The 22,534-nt window shown below is 40.8% G+C and carries 21 protein-coding genes; 7 read left to right on the top strand and 14 right to left on the bottom strand.

Features of this window, described 5'->3' with window-relative positions:
• Window positions 1–91: 91 nt before the first annotated feature.
• Window positions 92–988 (bottom strand): LysR family transcriptional regulator, encoded by an 897-nt coding sequence (locus DXA54_RS05005; RefSeq protein WP_074635617.1) that lies wholly within the window; start codon window positions 986–988, stop codon window positions 92–94.
• Between the two features lie 70 nt (window positions 989–1,058).
• Window positions 1,059–1,646, bottom strand: coding sequence for a DUF6621 family protein (locus DXA54_RS05000; RefSeq protein ID WP_004302071.1), 588 nt, complete (start codon window positions 1,644–1,646; stop codon window positions 1,059–1,061).
• A 285-nt stretch (window positions 1,647–1,931) separates the two neighbouring features.
• Between DXA54_RS05000 and clpB the strand changes: the two genes are divergently transcribed.
• Window positions 1,932–4,520 (top strand): ATP-dependent chaperone ClpB, encoded by a 2,589-nt coding sequence (gene clpB / locus DXA54_RS04995; RefSeq protein WP_004302069.1) that lies wholly within the window; start codon window positions 1,932–1,934, stop codon window positions 4,518–4,520.
• 56 nt (window positions 4,521–4,576) lie between these two features.
• Here clpB and DXA54_RS04990 read toward each other — a convergent pair whose 3' ends face one another.
• The 6 genes from DXA54_RS04990 to nusB form a co-directional block, all read right to left on the bottom strand.
• On the bottom strand, window positions 4,577–4,825 hold the full coding sequence (locus tag DXA54_RS04990; protein WP_120079046.1) for a hypothetical protein: 249 nt from the start codon (window positions 4,823–4,825) through the stop codon (window positions 4,577–4,579).
• A 476-nt stretch (window positions 4,826–5,301) separates the two neighbouring features.
• Window positions 5,302–5,730 carry a DUF5606 domain-containing protein gene (locus tag DXA54_RS04985; RefSeq protein ID WP_004302066.1) on the bottom strand — a complete coding sequence of 143 codons (429 nt, stop codon included), beginning with the start codon at window positions 5,728–5,730 and terminating at the stop codon, window positions 5,302–5,304.
• Window positions 5,731–5,750: 20 nt separating this feature from the next.
• Window positions 5,751–6,368: a dephospho-CoA kinase gene (gene coaE / locus DXA54_RS04980; protein ID WP_004302065.1), complete on the bottom strand. Its 618-nt coding sequence runs from the start codon at window positions 6,366–6,368 to the stop codon at window positions 5,751–5,753.
• The gene (locus tag DXA54_RS04975; RefSeq protein WP_004309789.1) at window positions 6,358–7,371 is read right to left on the bottom strand and encodes a CdaR family protein; all 1,014 of its coding nucleotides are present in this window, start codon (window positions 7,369–7,371) and stop codon (window positions 6,358–6,360) included. Before DXA54_RS04975 ends, coaE begins: the two co-directional genes overlap by 11 nt.
• Window positions 7,372–7,391: 20 nt before the next feature.
• On the bottom strand, window positions 7,392–7,715 hold the full coding sequence (yajC, locus tag DXA54_RS04970) for a preprotein translocase subunit YajC (protein WP_004302063.1): 324 nt from the start codon (window positions 7,713–7,715) through the stop codon (window positions 7,392–7,394).
• Window positions 7,716–7,754: 39 nt separating this feature from the next.
• Window positions 7,755–8,681: a transcription antitermination factor NusB gene (gene nusB, locus DXA54_RS04965; RefSeq protein ID WP_008021289.1), complete on the bottom strand. Its 927-nt coding sequence runs from the start codon at window positions 8,679–8,681 to the stop codon at window positions 7,755–7,757.
• A gap of 168 nt (window positions 8,682–8,849) precedes the next feature.
• Between nusB and DXA54_RS04960 the strand changes: the two genes are divergently transcribed.
• The 4 genes from DXA54_RS04960 to DXA54_RS04945 all read left to right on the top strand — a co-directional run bounded on the left by DXA54_RS04960 (window position 8,850) and on the right by DXA54_RS04945 (window position 11,211).
• Complete coding sequence (locus DXA54_RS04960; RefSeq protein ID WP_004309787.1) at window positions 8,850–9,251, top strand: PUR family DNA/RNA-binding protein; 402 nt, start codon at window positions 8,850–8,852, stop codon at window positions 9,249–9,251.
• 137 nt (window positions 9,252–9,388) lie between these two features.
• Entirely contained in the window at window positions 9,389–9,979 is a 591-nt protein-coding gene (locus DXA54_RS04955) for a 50S ribosomal protein L25/general stress protein Ctc (protein ID WP_004309786.1), read from the top strand.
• A 136-nt stretch (window positions 9,980–10,115) separates the two neighbouring features.
• A complete protein-coding gene (gene pth / locus DXA54_RS04950) occupies window positions 10,116–10,682 on the top strand; it encodes an aminoacyl-tRNA hydrolase (protein WP_032811507.1) in 567 nt (188 codons plus the stop codon).
• 106 nt (window positions 10,683–10,788) lie between these two features.
• Entirely contained in the window at window positions 10,789–11,211 is a 423-nt protein-coding gene (locus tag DXA54_RS04945) for an RNA-binding S4 domain-containing protein (protein ID WP_008021285.1), read from the top strand.
• Between the two features lie 271 nt (window positions 11,212–11,482).
• Here DXA54_RS04945 and DXA54_RS04940 read toward each other — a convergent pair whose 3' ends face one another.
• From DXA54_RS04940 to DXA54_RS04915, 6 genes are all read right to left on the bottom strand, one after another.
• Window positions 11,483–11,908 (bottom strand): HIT family protein, encoded by a 426-nt coding sequence (locus DXA54_RS04940; RefSeq protein ID WP_120079045.1) that lies wholly within the window; start codon window positions 11,906–11,908, stop codon window positions 11,483–11,485.
• 49 nt (window positions 11,909–11,957) lie between these two features.
• Window positions 11,958–14,231 (bottom strand): cation:proton antiporter, encoded by a 2,274-nt coding sequence (locus DXA54_RS04935; RefSeq protein WP_008644441.1) that lies wholly within the window; start codon window positions 14,229–14,231, stop codon window positions 11,958–11,960.
• A gap of 150 nt (window positions 14,232–14,381) precedes the next feature.
• Entirely contained in the window at window positions 14,382–15,467 is a 1,086-nt protein-coding gene (gene gcvT / locus DXA54_RS04930) for a glycine cleavage system aminomethyltransferase GcvT (RefSeq protein WP_120079044.1), read from the bottom strand.
• A gap of 61 nt (window positions 15,468–15,528) precedes the next feature.
• Window positions 15,529–16,752, bottom strand: a complete 1,224-nt coding sequence (gene pepT / locus DXA54_RS04925) for a peptidase T (RefSeq protein WP_120079043.1) — start codon at window positions 16,750–16,752, stop codon at window positions 15,529–15,531.
• 152 nt (window positions 16,753–16,904) lie between these two features.
• Window positions 16,905–18,314, bottom strand: a complete 1,410-nt coding sequence (locus DXA54_RS04920) for an amidophosphoribosyltransferase (protein ID WP_004302052.1) — start codon at window positions 18,312–18,314, stop codon at window positions 16,905–16,907.
• A gap of 164 nt (window positions 18,315–18,478) precedes the next feature.
• The gene (locus DXA54_RS04915) at window positions 18,479–20,638 is read right to left on the bottom strand and encodes a glycoside hydrolase family 97 protein (RefSeq protein WP_004309779.1); all 2,160 of its coding nucleotides are present in this window, start codon (window positions 20,636–20,638) and stop codon (window positions 18,479–18,481) included.
• Window positions 20,639–20,906: 268 nt separating this feature from the next.
• Between DXA54_RS04915 and DXA54_RS04910 the strand changes: the two genes are divergently transcribed.
• Together DXA54_RS04910 and DXA54_RS04905 are read left to right on the top strand one after the other, a co-directional pair.
• Window positions 20,907–21,740 (top strand): M23 family metallopeptidase, encoded by an 834-nt coding sequence (locus tag DXA54_RS04910; RefSeq protein WP_120079042.1) that lies wholly within the window; start codon window positions 20,907–20,909, stop codon window positions 21,738–21,740.
• Between the two features lie 10 nt (window positions 21,741–21,750).
• Window positions 21,751–22,527, top strand: coding sequence for a hypothetical protein (locus tag DXA54_RS04905; RefSeq protein WP_004302049.1), 777 nt, complete (start codon window positions 21,751–21,753; stop codon window positions 22,525–22,527).
• Window positions 22,528–22,534: the final 7 nt, after the last annotated feature.

Here is a 22,534-nt window from a genome sequence, read left to right as displayed (position 1 = left end):
AGTTGAAATAAAAAAGAGATTACCACCAAATTTGACGAAGAACCATTTTTCTTATTCTGGAGAAGCGATTGCACGAGAGAAAAAGACAAACTTACAGGCTTTTACTATGATGTCCGGCGAAACGCATAAACACCTGTGACAATCCTCCCTCCTGCCCTTGCAGCTGTACAAAGTTAAATTCGCGCAGCATCGGCATTCCTTTTATTTCGACTACACGGAGATTGCCAGCTACAAGCTCTTTATGCACCGAACGGATAGAAACAATTCCCATACAGTCCGTATGTTCCAAAAAAAGCTTGATACTCTCTGTACTACCGAGATACATCAATACATTTAAAGAAGAAAGTTTGAGATTATGTTGCAATAAGGCACGTTCAAACACATCTAATGTACCGGAGCCCCTCTCCCGCAAAACCAAAGGAATATTCAGCAAATCTTCCGGAGTAATCTCATCCGTGACAGCTAATTTACTCTGTGTATGCACCACGGCAACCAGTTCGTCTTGCAAAAATGGAGTATATTTCAGATTAGGTAAGCGAAAGATCCCTTCGACCAGTCCCAAATCAATCCGATGCTCTTGCAAGGCAGCTTCCACTCCCCGGGAATTTCCATTAATCAAAGAAAGATTGATTTGCGGAAACTTGGCTATAAAGTTCGCTAACAGAGGAGGAAGTACATATTGCGCAATCGTAGTACTGGCCCCCAATTTCAGTTCGCCGATATATTCATTATGCAACAGATGCATCTCATATTCTAATTGTTTATAATCGTCCAAGATTTTCTCGCTATGTTTCAACAGCAATTCTCCGGCCTTAGTCAGTGAGATTTTGCTCCCTTGACGGTCGAACAAACGAGCTTGATAGTAAGTCTCCAGCTCCTGAATATGTTTGGTGATAGCAGGTTGACTGACAAACAATTCTTGCGAAGCCTTCGTAAAGCTTAGATTCTTCGCTACGCTCTGAAATACTTTTAAACGAAAATCGGACACGGCAATTATGATTAACAGTTAAGAAATCAATGACGAATAATGAATTACAGAAAGAATAAAAGCACAATAGTTATTGCAATTCTTCCGCTTTTATCCCCAACGCCTGCATGACAGGGAAAGCCAGCATATCCCATTTATAATCCACCGGAAGTTCGGGCTCATTCATACGGAATTGAATGACCTCTTTGCCTTTCACTTCATGCAAAGCATCAGTCACTTTCTTTCCATACTCCTCATTGAAAGAAATAACGATCATCCTTTTCACGTCTGCCGAATCGGAAACGATAGAGAGTAAATCCAAAAACAAATCTTCTCTTGACACCATGCCTTCCGATGGAACGCTGGCAAAAGAATATTCACCATAAGGGCTCTGAAACGCAACTCCATTCAATTCTTCCTGCAAACCGGAAGGTTGACAATATTGCAATCGACTGGATTCTTTATCATACACAAAAAGAAATTGCACCTCGTTCTTCCCTTCTGTAATCCCTGCATCCAAGGTTATATAGGTGGTCAACATCGAAAGGTCTATCTCTTGTAAAGAACGATGCAAAGTTTCTTCAAAATATCCTTTTATATCCGTTATTACAAAATTCAAAAAAGCAGCGTCAATCAACACCACTGTTTCAGCAAGTTTTATTTGGGGCTTATCACTCATATACCATCTATATTATTACAGCGGATAAAGATACTACAATACTTTTATTTATCCACTTTTCAATATTTATTTTCTTTCATCACAGGCTAAGATTACACAAACAAGCGTATCAGGTAACAAATGATATTTTATAGCAAATTCGTCAGTTACTCCCAGATAAAAAGGTCATTTTGTCCTTTAACTCCTTAATACTCATGCTATTTTGTCATATTTTTATACTTGGCAAATCTTTTGCGCCCTCTTAGGTGTTATTAAAAACGTGAAATAAGAAAGGAGAACAAAGATATGAACTTTAACAATTTTACCATCAAATCTCAAGAAGCGGTACAGGAGGCCGTGAACCTGGTACAAAGCCGGGGACAACAAGCCATTGAACCTGTCCACATCATGCAGGGAGTAATGAAGGTGGGTGAAAATGTCACTAACTTCATCTTCCAGAAACTTGGCATGAACGGACAGCAGGTAGCTCTTGTTGTCGACAAACAGATCGACTCCCTGCCAAAAGTATCCGGCGGAGAACCGTATCTGAGTCGTGAATCTAACGAAGTATTGCAGAAAGCAACACAGTATTCTAAAGAAATGGGCGATGAGTTTGTTTCATTAGAGCATATCATACTAGCATTGCTGACTGTGAAAAGTACCGTCTCCACTATCTTGAAAGATGCCGGTATGACGGAAAAAGAATTACGCAATGCCATCAGCGAGTTGAGGAAAGGAGAAAAAGTAACGTCACAATCTAGTGAAGATACTTATCAATCATTGGAAAAGTACGCTATCAACCTGAACGAAGCTGCCCGTAGCGGAAAACTGGATCCTGTAATTGGACGTGATGAAGAAATCCGCCGGGTACTCCAGATATTGAGCCGCCGTACAAAGAATAATCCGATTCTAATCGGTGAACCGGGAACTGGTAAGACAGCAATCGTAGAAGGCTTGGCACATCGTATCCTTCGAGGAGATGTACCTGAAAACCTGAAAAACAAACAGGTCTATTCATTGGATATGGGAGCACTGGTTGCCGGTGCAAAGTATAAAGGTGAGTTTGAAGAACGACTGAAATCAGTTGTCAATGAAGTGAAGAAATCAGAAGGTGATATAATTCTGTTCATTGATGAGATTCATACACTGGTAGGAGCCGGAAAGGGTGAAGGCGCCATGGATGCTGCAAACATTCTAAAACCTGCCTTAGCTCGTGGAGAACTACGTTCTATCGGAGCAACAACCCTCGACGAATATCAAAAGTACTTCGAAAAGGACAAAGCTTTGGAGCGTCGTTTCCAAATCGTACAAGTGGATGAACCGGACAACTTGAGTACTATTTCTATCCTTCGTGGACTGAAAGAGCGTTACGAGAACCATCACCATGTGCGTATCAAAGATGATGCCATCATTGCAGCCGTCGAATTGAGTAGCCGTTATATTACCGATCGTTTCCTGCCGGATAAAGCCATTGACCTGATGGATGAAGCTGCAGCCAAACTGCGTATGGAGGTAGATTCTGTTCCTGAAGAACTGGATGAAATCTCCCGCAAAATCAAGCAGCTGGAAATCGAACGGGAAGCTATTAAACGTGAAAACGATAAACCGAAACTGGAAATCATCGGTAAGGAGCTTGCCGAACTTAAAGAACAGGAAAAGTCCTTTAAAGCCAAATGGCAGAGTGAAAAAACACTGATGGATAAAATCCAGCAGAATAAGGTTGAGATAGAGAATCTTAAATTTGAAGCAGAAAAAGCTGAACGTGAAGGTGACTATGGTAAAGTAGCCGAAATCCGTTACGGTAAACTTCAGGCTTTGGACAAAGAGATAGAAGATACTCAAAAGCAGCTACGTGATATGCAAGGCGATAAAGCCATGATTAAGGAAGAGGTAGATGCTGAGGACATTGCCGATGTTGTTTCCCGTTGGACAGGTATTCCTGTCAGCAAGATGCTGCAAAGTGAAAAGGATAAACTATTGCACTTGGAAGAGGAACTTCATCAACGTGTAATCGGTCAGGATGAAGCGATTGAAGCCGTGGCAGATGCCGTGCGCCGTAGTCGTGCCGGATTACAGGATCCGAAACGTCCGATTGGCTCGTTCATTTTCCTCGGAACCACCGGTGTAGGTAAGACCGAACTGGCGAAGGCATTGGCAGAATTCCTGTTCGATGACGAAACGATGATGACTCGTATCGACATGAGCGAGTATCAGGAAAAGCACAGTGTTTCCCGTTTAGTCGGAGCGCCTCCGGGATACGTAGGATATGATGAAGGCGGTCAGCTGACAGAAGCTATACGTCGGAAACCTTACTCTGTTGTCCTGTTTGACGAGATAGAAAAAGCTCATCCGGATGTTTTCAATATCCTGTTACAGGTATTGGATGACGGACGACTGACTGACAATAAAGGAAGGGTGGTCAACTTCAAAAATACAATCATCATCATGACTTCGAATATGGGTAGTTCTTATATACAAAGTCAGATGGAGAAGTTGCACGGTTCCAATAAAGAAGAAGTGATTGAAGAAACGAAGAAGGAAGTCATGAATATGTTGAAAAAGACGATTCGCCCGGAATTCCTGAACCGTATTGATGAAACGATCATGTTCTTACCATTGAATGAAAAGGAAATCAAGCAGATCGTACTCTTACAAATCAAGGGAGTTCAGAAAATGCTTGCCGAAAACGGAGTGGAACTGAAACTGACGGAAGGAGCATTGGACTTCTTATCTCAAGTGGGATATGATCCAGAATTTGGAGCTCGTCCGGTAAAGAGGGCTATTCAACGTTATCTATTGAACGATCTATCCAAAAAGTTACTTTCCCAAGAAGTCGACCGCAGCAAAGCAATTACCGTTGACGCTGGTGGAGACGGATTGGTATTCAGAAATTAAGAGTTTCCATTTAAATAGAATGCCGGTATGCTTGATAAGAAGCATACCGGTATTATTTATATCTCTGAATATGTAAATCTCCGGACTTCCGGTTGGCAATTCGGATGGCTCATTACCAAAACATAGGTACCCTGTTGAGGGATTTCCATAGTCAATGAAGGCAAAGCAAATTTATGTTTGCCTTTTAATTCTCCCTGTGAATCGTAAAGGAATACCATTGTACCTGCCAACAAACCTGTCAGGCATAATGTCCCTTTTTCATTGTCCAAACGGACGTTTACTTCTTTATTTGTTATTGTCTCCATACCCTATATCAAAAACCGTCTGCTCCCCTAGAAGGCTATTAAAAATAAAAAGCGTGGGAACTTACTACAATTATCCCCCCCTTGACGCTTTAGACATCTACTAACTAAATCATGCAAAACAACTAATGTTCAACCACATATTTACATACATGGCAGAACACGAGCGTTTAAACATTATTCCTAAGTAGTTCAATATTGTCCAGATCTCAAGTCTTGAATAATATCTTTATAACGCTTTTGTTCTCTATTGTTATTCACCGTTCACTACTGCTATTCCCAAGAATAGTGAACAGCGACAAAGATACATAAAAAAGCATCATTATTTATAATATAAGTAGAAGATATTTATTTTAGTAAAAGATTACCCAAATAATACTAATTTTTTTCTGAACATACAAGTGTTTATACGAAAAAACATGATAAGCATTTAAAATGCTTATCATGTTCTCTATTTTTGATTAAATAAACGGTACAGATTATTCTGCAGCTGCTTCTTCCTTAACTTCACCTTCCGGTTTAAATTCTGTGATTCCATTAGAAATCAAGATGTTATACCAAGCTACCAATTTCTTGATATCTGCTACATATACGCGTTCACGATCAAAGTTTGGTAATACTTCAGCCAAGTATTCACGCAATTGTTCAGGAGTAGCCTTTTTCGGGTCGATAGAAGCCTGCGCTGATTTCTCTTTCTCTTTTATAGCTTCCAGCACATCATACAAAGGCACTTCTGCATCGTCCGTATACATTGCTATATCGGCCAAAGAAATAATTTTTTCATTACCATAAGCGGGGAAACGTTTCTTCTCAGCATTGACTGATTCAACAATCAACATATTTTTTCCTTGCGAAATAAGTTTGTATAATCCCGGTTTACCTGAGATAGACAAGATAGTCTTCAACATAGTATATATCCTTTTATTTATTAATTATTTTTTGCGGAGCAAAGGTAATGATTATTTTTAGATAGCAAAGAAATAAGCTCCAAAACCTGCGGAATTAACGGTGTTTCATCATCATTGACTATCACGAAATCAGCATGACTTCTCTTAACTTCATCACTCATTTGTGCCTCAATACGCTTCATCACCTGTTCTCTCGATGAACAATCCCGTTTTATGGCGCGCTCCACTCTCACTTCCAGCGGCGCATACACCATAACCAGAAAATCAACTTCACTCCTAAAACCGGCTTCCACAAGTATGGCAGACTCCATACCTACCAATTGTTCACCACCAAACCGGGCAGCCCACCGACGAAAATCTTCTTTCACCTGTGGATGAATAATTTCATTCACTTTCTGCACACGATTCGGATGACCGAACATATAGGATGCCAGCAAAGAACGATTCAACACACCATTTTGAAACACATCCTGACCGACCAGCGCACAAAGTTCCTGACAAATCACCGGATCTGTCTGCGTGATACGCTTTGCTTCTATATCTGAAATATAAACAGGAATTCCCATTATTCCAAATAATCTGGAAACCACACTTTTCCCGCTACCGATACCACCGGTTATACCAATCTTAATCGACATTAGAAGTAATTTGTTCTATCAAGAAGTCTACTTGCTCAGGAACAATACGGATTTGATTGATTCCGCTCGGAAACGACTTCAATTTAACCGTATATTTATCAGAACCGAGCTTCAACAACTCTTCGTAAGAAATATTGATGATAAAATCGCTTGCTTTTATGCTGCGGAACCGCTTCAATCCCACCTGGAAAGTAATCTGAACTTTGGAAGGGAAGGTACGTAATGCCTTATCAGCCGGGAAATTAACTCCGTGTAATGGCACCTCTACTGTTTTCTCCGTATAAATATCTACCGGAAAGGTCATTTCTACCGAAGCCGGAACAAACTTCACTCCTCTTTCAGAATTCAGCGGAATTCGTCGCCGGGTTGTATCTGAAATATTCTCCAGGTTTATCTTTTGAGTATATGCGGTGGTAATAGTATCCAGAATTCCTTCCGGAGCATAAACTAATACAGAGTCCGGATTACAAATCGTATCTGATACATAATATTGAAGTCCGGCTGTCACTTTTCCCTGAAAGCGGACAGGTACTAACTTAGACTTTCCTTCAGAATAGATATACTCTAATGTATCCGGCTTGATTGAAAGAATTTTGGAAGACACATTCAATTGACTCAATATCTTTTTCTCAAAATCAGATGCGTAAATCTTCACATGATTATCTTTTCCTTTATAATCAAGAAAACCTAGATTTACCGGGAAAAAACTTTTCCCCAGCATATAATTGAGCAGCACCGTACCTTTATCTTTCACTCTGACGCGAAGTTCGGAAGGCGGTTCCGAAGTCAGCACTACATTATTGGGAACATCTTTCATTCGCACCGGAATGGAAAACTCCGCTTCATAGTCACTATTCAAAGTCTGAAGCAGCCAAAATCCACCGGCTATCAAGAAGAAAAATAAAAAAATTAAGAACTCTCTGCTCTTATCACTGAGCAGAAAATCCTTAATTTTCTTTGATAGTTTTAAATATGTATATTCTATTTTCCTACGATCAAACATAGGCACTTATTTATCAACTATTATTTAGATTGATTGCTAGCAGCTGACGCATCAGCGAAAATAGAATTCTTGTCTATTTTAATCTTTACATTAGAAGCAATCTCAAGTACTATGTAATCGTCAGTAATTTCCTTGATTGTTCCGTGGATACCACCTGCAGTAATCACATTCTGATTTACCTGAAGAGATTTACGGAAATTTGCTATTTCTTTTTGCTTCTTATTCTGAGGACGGATCATAAAGAAATACATGATAACAAACATAGCTATCAGCATGATCCACATCATACTTCCACCTCCGGCAGCACCGGCAGGAGCTTGCAATAATACAGTCAATACGTTCATAAATAATCTGTTTTAGTTTCTACTATATGGACAAAGGTATCAGTTTTTAGTCAACTTACCTTCTTTTTTTAATTGATTAACTATTCCATCCAGCGTACCGTTGATAAAGCTACCGCTTTTAGCTGTGCTATACAACTTCGCTATCTCTACATATTCATTTAACGAAACACTGACCGGAATGTTCGGGAAACTAAGAATTTCTGCTAATGCAGTCTGCATAATGATTACATCCATAAATGCGATGCGGTCCAAATCCCAGTTTTTTGTATTCTCACTCACCAAATGACGATAATAGTCAGAATTCAAAATGGTGCGACGGAACAGACGACGTGCAAACTCCTGATCTTCGTCATCCTTAAATTCCGGAAGCAGTTCCTGGTTGGCACCCTTCTTTTCATCAAAGCGTTTGATTGTTTTCAAGACGAACGTGTCTACAATTTCTTTATCATCATTCCAGTACAGACTCTGGTCTTCCAATACCTGGTCAAGAGAATCATTATTGAAGATGTATGTCTTATAGATTTTTCTCCACAGTTCACGATCAGCTTCGTATGAGTTGTCATCAGAAGCCATATAATCTTTATAGATATCGGTTTCTACAATTTTCTCATAAAGCTCTTTGATAAAGTCCTGGTCGTTTGTCCAGGTTCTTTTCTGATTGGCTATAAACTCGGACAATTGTTTATTGACTTCCAATTGAGCAATAAACTTGTTATCTACGAACTTCCTGTTGGGATACAACTCCTCTTTCGTAGGTGCCAATTTAGCTTTTGCCGCATCAATACGTTTTTGTGCATACTCTGTCAATGCTATCATCAGCATTAGCAAATAGTTGTAAAGGTCATACGCCTTTGAAAGACTAAAGAATAACTCTTTCTCCGCTGAGTCTAGATTTTTGCTGCCATTCTGATAATAGGCATATACTATCTGTATAATCTTAAGACGAATAAGAACTCTGTTGATCATAATTCAAATTAATACTGTTGTTATCGAACTGCAAAAGTAGATATTTTTAATGAGTTTCCACTAATAAATCACATTTTTTAATGCAGTATTTGATTCTCTGCGCTTTTTCTTTTGACAGTTTAAAAAAAATATCCAATTTTGAAGCCGATTATAAACGGACCGAAAGATATGGAAGATTTAAAAAAGAAAATGAGCGCAGACATGAATGATAAGGAGATCGTATTCTCCAAGTCCATTAAGGCAGGTAAACGCATCTATTACCTCGACGTAAAAAAGAATCGTAAAGATGAAATGTTCCTGGCTATTACAGAGAGCAAAAAAGTGATAACGGGAGAAGGCGATGATTCTCAAGTTAGTTTCGAGAAACACAAAATCTTCCTATATAGGGAAGACTTTCAGAAGTTTATGGCAGGACTCGAAGAAGCAGTCAATTTCATTGAGTGCAGCGACGCAAACGAATATATCGCCCGCCTGAACATCGAAGCTGATGAAGAAAATGAACGGAAAGCAATCGAAGAAGCCCGGGAAAACAAATTGGAGAGCGAAATTAAGATTGATATTGACTTTTAAGAAAGTAACTCTTTGATATTTCAAAAAAAAGATGTACTTTTGCACCGCTTTTTTGCAACATCGTGTGATAATCCACATCGTGTGATGGTGAATTAAGCAAACTAACTTAATTTAGAGTAACACAAATTTTTAAAGAAATGAAATCAATTGAAGTAAAAGGAACTGCAAGAACAATTGCAGAACGCTCTTCAGAACAAGCAAGAGCTTTGAAAGAAATTCGTAAAAACGGTGGTGTACCTTGTGTACTTTACGGAGGTAATGAAGTAGTTCACTTCACAGTGACTAACGAAGGACTTCGTAACTTGGTTTATACTCCGCACATCTACGTTGTAGACCTGATTATCGATGGCAAAAAAGTAAACGCTATCCTGAAAGATATTCAGTTCCACCCGGTAAAAGATACTATCCTACACGTTGACTTCTATCAAATTGACGAAGCTAAACCTATCGTAATGGAAGTTCCTGTACAGTTGGAAGGTCTTGCAGAAGGTGTGAAAGCCGGTGGTAAACTTGCACTGCAGATGCGTAAGATCAAAGTGAAAGCTTTGTACAATGTAATTCCTGAAAAGTTGACCGTTAACGTTTCTCACCTGGGATTGGGTAAGACTGTTAAAGTTGGCGAATTGAGCTTCGAAGGTCTTGAACTGATTAGTGCAAAAGAAGCCGTTGTATGTGCTGTTAAGTTGACTCGTGCAGCAAGAGGTGCAGCAGCAGCCGCTGGTAAGTAATTGAGATTATCCCTGTAAAGAGATATACTTCAAACGCAGATTAATGCAGATTAAAGCAGATGTTCAGTCTGCATTAATTTGTATTAATCTGCGTTTCTCTTTCTATATTAATGAACTGTTTTACGGAAATACGATGATAAAATACTTAGTTGTCGGACTGGGAAACATTGGTCCCGAATATCATGAAACCCGACATAATATCGGATTCATGACAGTAGAAGCATTGGCTAGAATCAATAACGCTCCCCCTTTTATGGATGGACGATATGGATTCACTACCAGCTTTTCTATCAAAGGACGCCAGTTGATTCTGCTTAAGCCATCGACTTTTATGAACCTAAGCGGACTGGCCGTTCGCTATTGGATGCAGAAAGAAAATATTCCATTGGAAAATGTACTGATCGTAGTAGATGATCTGGCTCTTCCCTTTGGAACTTTACGCCTGAAGGGAAAAGGGAGTGATGCAGGACATAATGGATTGAAGCATATCGCCGCTATTCTGGGCACTCAAAACTATGCCCGCCTGCGATTTGGTATCGGAAATGATTTTCCACGTGGCGGACAGGTTGATTATGTACTCGGACACTTCACTGACGAAGATTGGAAAACAATGGATGAAAGACTGGAGATGGCAGGGGAAATTATAAAAAGTTTCTGTCTCGCCGGTATTGACATCACGATGAACCAGTTCAATAAAAAATAATAGACTAGTCCTATAAAAATAAAGATAGCAATGAACGGTTAGCGATAAATGACAACGTCAACTGATACTAACCAACGAATTGCTTATCACTAAACAACTAACTAAAATGGCCGAAGCAAGAATAGATAAATGGATGTGGGCTGTCCGCATCTTCAAGACACGTACGATTGCAGCAGAAGCCTGCAAAAAAGGACGTATTACCATCAACGGTTCTCTAGCCAAAGCTGCCCGTATGATAAAACCGGGAGACGTTATTCAGGTGAAGAAACCGCCTATCACTTATTCATTCAAGGTATTACAAACTATTGAAAAACGTGTGGGAGCCAAACTTGTATCGGAAATGATGGAAAACGTAACTACTCCCGATCAATACGAACTGCTTGAAATGAGTAAAATCAGCGGATTCGTAGACCGTGCACGTGGAACCGGACGTCCGACCAAGAAAGATCGTCGGGAACTGGAAGAATTTACAACTCCGGAGTTCATGGATGATTTCGACTTTGATTTCGATTTTGACAGTGAAGAATAATAAATGGGAATTTAGCGGTTAAATGAGAATTTATCGGTTAGGCTGAAAGCCTTACAATTATATATTTATTGGGGGTGCCCTGAAAGGGCTTAATTATACAGCGTAGGGCAACGCCCTACGAAAAAAACACACCAGCCACAAGCCCTGAAAGGGCAGAACTGTATACAATTATGCCCTTTCAGGGCGCAAATTCAGATTGCCGTTTTTACGTAGGGCGTTGCCCTACGCTATATAATTAAGCCCTTTCAGGGCACCCCGCAAAATTTACCGTTTATAGGTTTGCCTTAACAGCATCAATCAATTCCTGATATTCTGCATCAGTCAGATAAACCTTCCCTGGGTTCATTTGGAATGTACCTCCATAATCAGGACCATCCACATACTTAGGAGCTAAATGAAAATGCAAATGAGACAATTTATCCGAGTAAGCACCATAATTAATCTTTTCCGGCTGGAAAGCTTTTTGCATGGCACGAGTGACACGCGCTACATCTGCCATAAAAGCATTACGATCTTCATCACTCAATTCATTCAAATCGTTCACATGGTCTTTATAAGAAACAAGACAACGTCCACGGTAGGTTTGTTCCTTAAACAAAAACACACGTGACACACTCAATTGCGCAATCTCAATCATCAGATTATGCAGCGTTTCATTGTTCTGGCAATACAGACATTCTTTCGGATCACTCTTCATGATATTATTATTTTAAGTTTTTATCGTTGCAAAAATAAGTATTCCATTCTTATCCTGCTTGTACTTTTTCGTTTTTTTGATCGACTAATTGGTACACATCCTCTTTTTCGCCTACCACCCAAACAACATCGCCTTCTTCGAGTGGAGCATTTACATCAGGAACCATCAGTGTACCGTCTTCACTTTCAACACCGGCTATCATACAATGATATTTGTCGCGGATACCCGATTCACGAATCGTTTTACCCAGAAAAACAGAATCACTGTCAATGATAAACTGCTTCAAAGCCATCTCGCTCTTTTCATAGACCTCCCAGTCTATCTTCGCTCCGTTTTGCATCGCCTCATTAAACACACTTAATTGTTCATCTGTACCTATCACCTGTATCTTATCCATCGGAAACAGGCGGACAGAACCACCGGGGATATTAATCCTCCTCTTTCCACGAAGAATAGAAGCAACATGAACTCCAAACTTCTTCCCCAGATTCAGCTCCATCAATGTCTTTCCCGCCCAACTGGATTCACCCGGAATTTCCATATCGGCAAGATGCAAATCATGCGACAACAAACGACCGGCATACTCCGGCTTTTTCTCTCCCAGATACTCTGCACGTACATCTCTGGAACGGAGATTCTGAAAGAAACGACGTTCAATCAATATCGATTGCTTCTTCAAACGGCGAGACCATACCATCAACAATACAACAAGTACAGCCACTCCAATAATCAATCCGATAGACGCCTTAAATAATCCGGAAATAACAAAGATAACAAAAAGTGCCGCTATCATAATACGAATCACGATTGTCGATACCAGCGGTGCGCGGTTGGCACGGCTGTCATGCCATAAGGTCATAAACTCAACCGAATGATTTTTCTTCACCATAATGGCACGCAAGAAAGGAGCAATACACAGAATGATAAATACCGCTCCCAACAATGATGCCCAGAAATGAGGCAGATTCTCTTTAAAGAATGGCACGACAAAACGAAAAGAAAGTGCAATAATCGACATACTGACAATTGAATAAACAACTGTTATACGTACCATTGACAAGATTAGCTTCTTCCACAAATTCTCGTGATTCAGAGCTGTTTGCGAACCGGAAGAATAACGCATCATTATTTTTTTCCATGATTCCGGAAGATGAGCATCCACAAAAGTAGAAGCCGGCTCGGCAAAACGAATCATATAAGGAGTCAGGAAAGTAGTAATCACAGAAACCGCTACCACTATCGGATACAGAAAGTCACTCGTTACATGCAAAGAGACTCCCAAAGAAGCAATAATAAACGCAAATTCGCCGATCTGCGTTAAACTAAAGCCGCATTGCATAGCCGTCTTTAAAGGCTTTCCGGAGAGAATAACACCGAATGTACCAAAAACGGCCTGTCCCAAGATAACAGCCAAAGTAATAACTATAATAGGTACGGCATATTCTACAATCATTGCAGGATCCACCATCATACCGACCGATACGAAAAAGATAGCTCCAAAAAGATCCTTTACCGGTTTCACCAGCCGGTCTATGGATTCCGCCTCGATTGTTTCCGCCAGAATAGATCCCATTATAAATGCACCAAATGCAGCAGAAAATCCTGTATGAGCCGCCATCACTACCATACCGAAACAAAGTGCCAACGACACAATAAGCAGAGTCTCCTCTCCCATCAATTTCCGGCAGCGTTTCAAGAATTCAGGAATCAGATAGATACCGACAACAAACCACAGAATAAGGAAAAACAATAATTTCCCGATACTCTCCAACATCTCGGTACCTTCAAAATGTTGGCTTACCGCCATAGTGGAAAGCATCACCATTAATACAATAGCCAAAATATCTTCCAAAATCAAGATACTCAACACAAGTCCGGTGAACTGCTTCTTCCTTAATCCTAAATCATCAAAAGCTTTATAAATAATAGTAGTAGACGACATCGCAATCATACCGCCCAAGAACAGACTGTCCATCCTGTGCCAGCCGAAACCCATGCCGACTCCTATTCCCAACAAAATCATACAAAAGATGATGGTACAGGCAGCAATGATGGCAGAACCACCCACCTTGACAATCTTCTTAAAACTAAATTCCAAACCAAGAGCAAACAGTAAGAAAATGACACCAATATCTGCCCATGTCTTAATATTGGCAGTATCCATCACTGAAGGAGTATACGGCATATGCGGACTTGCCAGGAATCCGGCAACTACATATCCCAAGACCAGAGGTTGCTTCAACTTCTTAAACAACAAAGTCATAACACCGGCACAGATCAATATCAGTGCGAGGTCAGCTATAAGAGTAGGTAATTGAGACATTATTTCATCGTATTTGATGACAAAATTATATTATTTCTATGGGATAAACAACATATCTACGGATATGTTTTGCAATAACGTCCTAAAATAAGTTAGCCCCGGATAGAGTCGATACTTATCCGGGGCTATACACAACAACCAGCTTATTTCTTATTTTCTAAAAGGAGGTTTCACTACCACTGCTTTTAACTTCCGACCACGCATATCAATACAGATTTCCGTGCCCACTTTACTATATTCCGGCTTTACATATCCCATGCCGATACCAATCTTACGGGTAGGCGACATCGTACCGGAAGTAACCACTCCTACTTGCTCGCCTTCAGCATTTACCAGTTCATAGCCATGACGGGGAATTCCGCGATCAACCATTTCAAAGCCAACCAGTTTACGGGTAACACCTTCCGCTTTCTGTTTTTCCAGCATCGGACGGTTGACAAAATCCTTGCCCTCCACAAACTTAGTGATCCATCCCAATCCGGCTTCTATCGGAGAAGTCGTATCATCCAGATCATTGCCATACAGACAGAAGCCCATTTCCAACCGGAGCGTATCACGGGCACCCAAACCGATAGGTTTAATGCCATACTCTTCACCAGCTTCAAAAATAGCCTTCCATATAGAATCAGCCGCAGACGGATAGAAATAAAGCTCAAAACCTCCCGCACCGGTATAACCCGTATTGGAGATAATCACATTCTCTTCACTTGCAAACGTTCCAACCTTAAATGTATAATAAGGAATAGTAGCAAGATCAATATCCGTCAACTTTTGCAGAACCGAAATAGCCTTCGGACCCTGTATAGCAAGTTGAGCTATGTTATCCGACGAATTTTCCAACTCGGCTCCCTCCGTATTGTGAGAAACACACCAGTTCCAGTCTTTTTCCATATTGGAAGCATTCACCACCAACATGTATTTTTCCGGTTCATACTGATAAACCAGCAAATCATCTACAATCCCCCCATCCTCATTCGGAAAACAAGTATATTGTATTTTACCCGGAGCCAGTGCCGCCACATTGTTAGATGTTATTTTCTGCAGAAAGGCCAACGCTTGCGGTCCTTTCACCCAAAATTCTCCCATGTGCGATACATCAAATACACCGACACCTTGACAAACAGTTATGTGTTCATCAATGATACCGGAGTATTCAATAGGCATATTATAACCTGCAAACTCGTGCATTTTAGCACCAAGTGCTATATGTTTCTCTGTAAACGGAGTGGTTTTCATTATTTTAAAGTATTAAGTTTTAAGTATCAGGTATTAAGTATTACCGGAGCTTACCGTCTTTTTATTTGGAAGCCAGCAGTTCTGCTATTTTTACGATCACTTTCATTGCTTTCTCCATATTCTGGATAGGCACAAATTCGTAACGACCGTGGAAATTCAGACCACCGGCAAAGATATTCGGACAAGGCAATCCCTTAAAAGAAAGCTGCGCACCATCCGTACCTCCACGAATCGGTTTTACATTCGGTTTCACACCCACGGCTTCCATAGCTGCAAAAGCAGTATCGATGATGTGCATTACCGGTTCTATTTTCTCACGCATATTATAATACTGGTCGCGCAGTTCGAGTGTCGCAGTACCAGCTCCATATTCAGCGTTCATTTGAGCTACCAGACGTTCTATCTCTTTTTTACGGTTCTCAAATTTTGCACGGTCATGATCGCGGATGATATAAGACACAGTGCTTTGCTCCACATCCCCCTGAATACCAATCAAATGATAGAATCCTTCATAGCCGGTCGTATGTTCTGGTCTTTCCTGTGAGGGAAGCATCGTAATAAACTGATTGGCAAGATAGATAGAGTTAATCATCTTATCCTTGGCATATCCCGGATGCACATTACGTCCTTTAAAGGTTATTTTTGCGGCAGCAGCATTAAAGTTCTCAAACTCCAACTCCCCTACTTCACCTCCATCCATCGTATATCCCCATTCACAACCGAATTTCTCTACATCGAATTTATGAGCACCTTCACCGATTTCTTCGTCAGGATTGAAGCCGATACGGATTTTACCGTGTTTGATTTCGGGATGTTCCTTCAGATAAACCATCGCTGATACAATTTCCGCGATACCGGCTTTGTCGTCGGCACCGAGCAACGTTTTTCCGTTGGTTACAATCAAGTCTTCTCCCTTATGATCCAGCAATTCCGGGAATTGTGATGGAGAAAGGACTACATTCTCTTCAGCACAAAGCACAATATCCGAACCGTCATACTTTTCCACAATGCGCGGAGTGACATCTTTACCCGTCATATCAGGACTTGTATCCATGTGGGCAATAAACCCGATAGTGGGTACTTCTTTATTTATATTGGCAGGAAGTGTAGCAAAAAGATAGCCATGCTCATCCAAAGTAATATCTTCCAATCCCAAAGATTCCAACTCTTTTTTCAAGTATTCAGCAAAAATCATCTGCTTCGGAGTACTTGGAGTAAGCCCTGTCGATTCATCAGATTGTGTATCGAAGCTTACATACTTTAAAAATCTGTCTACTAAAGTCATATTGTTTTAATTACAAGTTACTAATTACAATTTACAAATTGATAGTTTATAGTGCCGTAAAGGTAAAAAAAGAGCCGTGAATTACAAAGCAATTCACGGCTCTTTTTATTGTATACTTTTATCCGGATACTTAAATATCCTATTTGACTACTTTAAAAATGGCTGCTACCATCAAAGCAATGTGTACAAACCTTGCATTTAGGTAATCCGATAGCCTCAATCAGCGTTTCCAGTGTATTAAATTTCAATGAACTGAGACCGAAACGCTCTGCAATAATACTAACCATCTTATCGTATTCCGGAGAACCGGTAGTAGCATATTTCTCCAGGTTCTTATTCTCATCCCCTTCCAGTTCCTTGATAATACGACGGGTAATCAACTCCAATGCATTTTTAGAAGCCGAAAAACCAACAAACGGACAAGCATAAATCAATGGCGGACAAGCGATACGCATGTGCACCTCCTTTGCTCCGTAATCATACAGAATCTTCACATTGTCACGTAATTGAGTTCCCCGCACGATTGAATCGTCACAGAACAACAAACGTTTATTTTGCAGCATGGCACGGTTGGGAATCAACTTCATCTTAGCAACAAGCGAACGCATCTCCTGATTGCTCGGAGTGAAGCTACGAGGCCATGTCGGTGTATATTTTGAAATAGCACGATGGTAAGGAACCCCCTTTCCTTCGGCATATCCTAAAGCCATACCCACTCCCGAATCAGGAATACCGCAAGCACAATCCACTTCCGATTCATCTGTCTGTCCCATTTTCAATCCGCTGGTGAAACGCACTTCCTCTACATTCTTTCCTTCATAACAAGAAGTCGGGAAACCGTAGTACACCCACAAAAACGAGCAAATCTGCATATCCTCATTGGGCTTGCGAAGCTGGTCAACATGATCGTCATACATACGGACAATCTCACCGGGACCTAAATATCTCTCAATCTCATAATCCAGATTCGGAAAACTGGACGATTCGCTCGTTGCAGCATAAGCACCGTCTTTCCTTCCAATCACCACCGGAGTACGTCCCCATCGGTCACGGGCAGCGATGATACTACCATCTTCCGTCAGAAGCAACATCGAACAAGAACCCTTAATGTGCTTAAACACATTTTCGATACCTTCCACAAAAGTTCTGCCTTGTATAATAAGTAATGCGATAAGTTCCGTCTGGTTGGTGTTGCTCGAACTAAGTTCGGCGAAGTGCATGTTTTGACTGAGAAGTTCTTCTTCCAATTCCTGGATATTGACTATTTTAGCGACTGTGACAATGGCGAAGCGCCCGAGGTGAGAATTGATGATGATAGGTTGTGCGTCTGTGTCGCTAATGATGCCGATGCCGGCGTTTCCTTTGAATTTGTCCAGTTCTCCTTCAAACTTGGTTCGGAAATAAGTACTTTCCAAATTGTGAATGGAGCGTATAAAACCTTTTTCCTCACTGTATGTTGCGAGTCCTCCTCGCTTGGTACCCAGATGTGAGTTATAATCTGTGCCGTAGAATAAATCAGTCACGCAGCTAGTTTTCGAGACTGTTCCGAAAAAACCTCCCATGTTGTTCTCTTTATTGATGATGTTTTAAAAAAGATGGCGCAAAAGTACAAAAAAGAATTCGTCCTATAAAAAAAGCGCTCCGCAAAGTTTTAGTTTTCTTTGCGAAGCACAACTAATATTTATTAAAAAGCGGGGAATCCGAAAACAATCTTTTTACCGGAATCTTATTTCCATTTCTTGATCGTTTTCAAGTCAGCGGGAGTTGCTTCAATCAAACTTACTGCAAATCCTCCGCTACGTGCCAGCTTCACAGACATCTTATTCTTGTTTGTAACAAGTCCTTTTTTTATCTGGTAAGAAGTAGGATTCTTTTCAAAATCCGCCTCCTTTCCGTCAGCATAAAGAGTAGCTACATATTGTTTTCCCGGTTCGAGAAAATCAAGTGTAAAAGCAGAAGTACGGGGATTCTCATCGGTGATACCACCTACAAACCAGTTATCAGTACCTTTTGCCTTACGTGCTACGGTAATATAATCTCCCGGTTCCGCTTCCAGATACTTGCTGTCATCCCAATCAACGGCTACATCCTTGATAAATTGAAATGCATCCATGTGACGTTCGTAACTCTCCGGAAGGTCGGCTGCCATTTGCAAAGGACTGTACATCGTTACATAAAGTGCCAACTGTTTTGCCAAAGTTGTACGTACAAAACTGTGGTCGCCTGACAGGAAAGAAAGTTTTGTATCAAAGATACCCGGTGTATAATCCATCGGTCCACCAATCTGACGGGTGAAAGGAAGCAAGGTGGTATGGAACGGCTTATTCCCTGCAAAGGCTTCATATTCCGTGCCACGAGCCGATTCATTACCGATCAGATTCGGATATGTGCGACATAATCCTGTCGGACGGGTTGCTTCGTGAGCATTTACACAGATCTTATATTCGGCCGCTTTTTCCACCGCATATAAATAATGATTGTTCATCCACTGTCCGTAATGATGTTCTCCACGCGGAATAATATTACCTACATACCCGCTCTTCACAGCATTGTATCCGTTATCTATCATAAACTGATAGGCTTTATCAAGATGGCGCTCGTAGTTACGTACAGAAGCGGAAGTCTCGTGATGCATCATCAGCTTCACTCCTTTTTCCTTTGCATACGCATTGAGCATCTTCACGTCAAAATCAGGATACGGAGTTACGAAATCAAAGACATAATCCTTCGAATTTCCGAACCAGTCTTCCCAGCCTTCATTCCAGCCTTCCACTAAGATCTGGTCGAATCCATGCTCTGAAGCAAAGTCAATGTAACGCTTCACTTTGTCATTATTGGCTGCATGACGCCCGCTCGGTTTTGTTTGGGAATAATCCGTCTGTCCCAGTTTCACAGAATAAACATCATCCGTGTACGACCAGGAACTTTTTCCGGTAATCATTTCCCACCACACACCGATGTATTTCACCGGCTTAATCCAGGAAACATCTTCGTAGGCACAAGGTTCATTCAAGTTCAAAGTCAATTTGGAAGCCAGAATATCACGAGCATCATCACTGACAATCACCGTGCGCCAGGGTGAACGGCAAGGCGTTTGCATATAACCTTTATCCCCTTTTGCATCAGGAGTCAGCCATGATTCAAAAATCAGGTTCTGATCGTCAAGGTTCAGATGCATACAAGAATAATCAACCAAAGCCGCTTCATGCAGATTGATATACAACCCGTCGGCTGTCTTCATTTGCAAAGATGTCTGCACACCTGTTGGTGAAAAAGGAGTTTGAGAAGCATTTGGAGTAATTGCCCCTTGCAACAATCCGCGAATCTCTGAAAGCTTGGATTCGGTATAGTCATATTCCTGCGTATCATAATCGCCTGGAATCCAGAATGCCGTATGATCGCCGGCCATAGCAAACTGCGAATGTTCTTCTTTTATAACGAAGTAATTCAGATTCTTTTGCTGCGGGAACTCATAGCGGAACCCCAAGCCATCATTATAAAGACGAAAACAAATAATCAGATTACGATCTTGCGCCTTTTGATTCAGGGTAACAGCCATTTCATTATAATGGTTGCGGATCGATTTCACCTCTCCCCACACCGGTTCCCATGTTTCATCAAAAGCAGAAGTTTTAATATCGGCCAGAGTGAATCCATTCATCAGTCCGGGATCATTTTTCAATTCCAGTCCCAGTTTCGAAGGTTTAATCACCTCTTTTCCTTTATAAGAGAGTTCATACACCGGTTCTCCTTGCATGTTGACAGAGAAATTAAGTTTTAATTGTCCGTCTGGAGAAGTGATACTTTCGGCCTTTGCTGATGTGCCGAAGAAAAAAGAGAGCAACAGGCAGACCCACATTGCAGTTCCTATTTTCATGTTCTTCATGATATAAATGAGTTAGTTAATAATCGTATGGCAAAGATAGACAGGAAACAATAGAGGTGTTTTTCTTTATAAAGAAAATATAGAAGGATATAGAAGTTGAAACGGGATAAACATTTAAATATAAAGCAGATAACAAATCCAGAAGCTAGAAAAAATATAGTGTCTATGGTGAAGAAATTAAAAGGATTAAAGACGCATATTACATAATCTTTCTATATTTGCAACGTATTATCCCAACTATATCAATAAACACTTTACTATTTAGAATATGGCACAGCACCTTAAATTGATCGCTCTATTGATTTTCACATTGTCCGCCAGCTGCACTTCCGCGCAGTCTTTACGTAAACTGCTGGAACGTCCATACGGTATCATCGAGTCAAAATGGGAAAAAGATGCTCAGGGAGCTACCGAACTCAATTACTACAATGAAGACTATTGCGACTATTATCTGTATCGTGCCAACGACCGTTCCTACAATTTAAGTAACGGAAAAAACACTATATTTAAAATAGAAAAGAACGCACAAGTAGACAATCCGTTTAAAAGTGCCTCTTCTTATACGTTCTACCGGGGCAAATTTCCTAAAGATTTCAATATTCAGACTCCTTATGCCTTACCCGTAAAGAACAATCAAAAGACAGCCTGGAAAACCGATCCGCGTGAACCATTCAAGACCTTGAATTTTCACATCAAACAAGGTGATACAATCTACGCCACCCGCAGCGGAATAGCCTGTAAAACCACCAACCCGCAACAGCTGCTCATCTATCATCCCGATCAGACTTTTGCAGCCTATCTGGTGATGAACGAGAATTTTATCGAACCAGGCGAAGAAGTACAAGTTGGACAAGCCATAGGAAAGGCAGGCCCCACAGGTGGTGCCATCTCTTTCTTTTTTCTGGATGAAAATAAGTTCAAAGGAGGATTATCATCCGGATACCCTTACTCCCACTTTATTCCTGTATTCCGCACAACTGAAGGAGATGTGAAACCGGAAGAGAAAACCATCTATCAGGCTGTGACCGACCATGACCTTATCATGCAGGACATGAGTAAACGTGATAAAAAGAAATATATGAAGCTACACAACCTGAAATAATAGATGTATCATGCGCATATTTTTACTTTTCTTCCCGGTCTTCTTTTTCTGCGGTTTGCTTCATGCCCAAACCGTAAAAGTGGAATATGGCGGTGACCCGCTTCCCGACAAAGACCGGAAGAAGATAGAACAGTTTCTTCAACATGAGGTTGATTTCTATTCACAATTCGGACTGCCCGATACGCTGAGCCTCCAACTATATGTATTTGAAAATAGAAGAGAAGCAATCGATTACTTAGAAAGTATCAATGTGTCTCTGCCTATCAAGGCAAGTGGTGCATACTCACCTAAGCTACAAAAGGCAGTCATCTTAGGACGGGAGAATGGACGGGAGAGAAGTCTTGCCATTATCTATCACGAACTGAGTCATCATTTCGTTTCGCAGATTCTCGGCAAGCGTCCTCCAAGCTGGCTTAACGAAGGACTGTCGGAGTACTTCGAACATTGCACCATTCACAAAAAAGCAGTCCGCCACACATTTACCGAATACGAACAAGGGAGAGTTCGGACGATGTATATGCTGGGAGAAGTAAACCTTCCTACATTTTTAAATAGCAGCCAGGGCAAATTTATGAAACAGCAAATGACGGACGAGCAATACTCTTATATCCTTTCGCATGCGCTTGTCACCTTCTGGATAGAGAGCGTTCCCCGCGAGATATTCAAAAAGTTCATATCCGTTCTGCAAAACAAAAATGATCCGTCAACCGTTTCAGAACAAATCAATCTTGTTTATCCCGGAGGCTTCCAGCAATTCGAAAAAGATTTTGAAGCCGCCTACAAATAATATCAAT

The organism is Bacteroides sp. OF03-11BH (genome assembly GCF_003604005.1).
GTDB classification, from domain to species: Bacteria; Bacteroidota; Bacteroidia; order Bacteroidales; family Bacteroidaceae; genus Bacteroides; species Bacteroides ovatus.
Note: the sequence above shows the minus strand (reverse complement) of the source record. Positions and strands in the feature narration are given on the sequence as shown.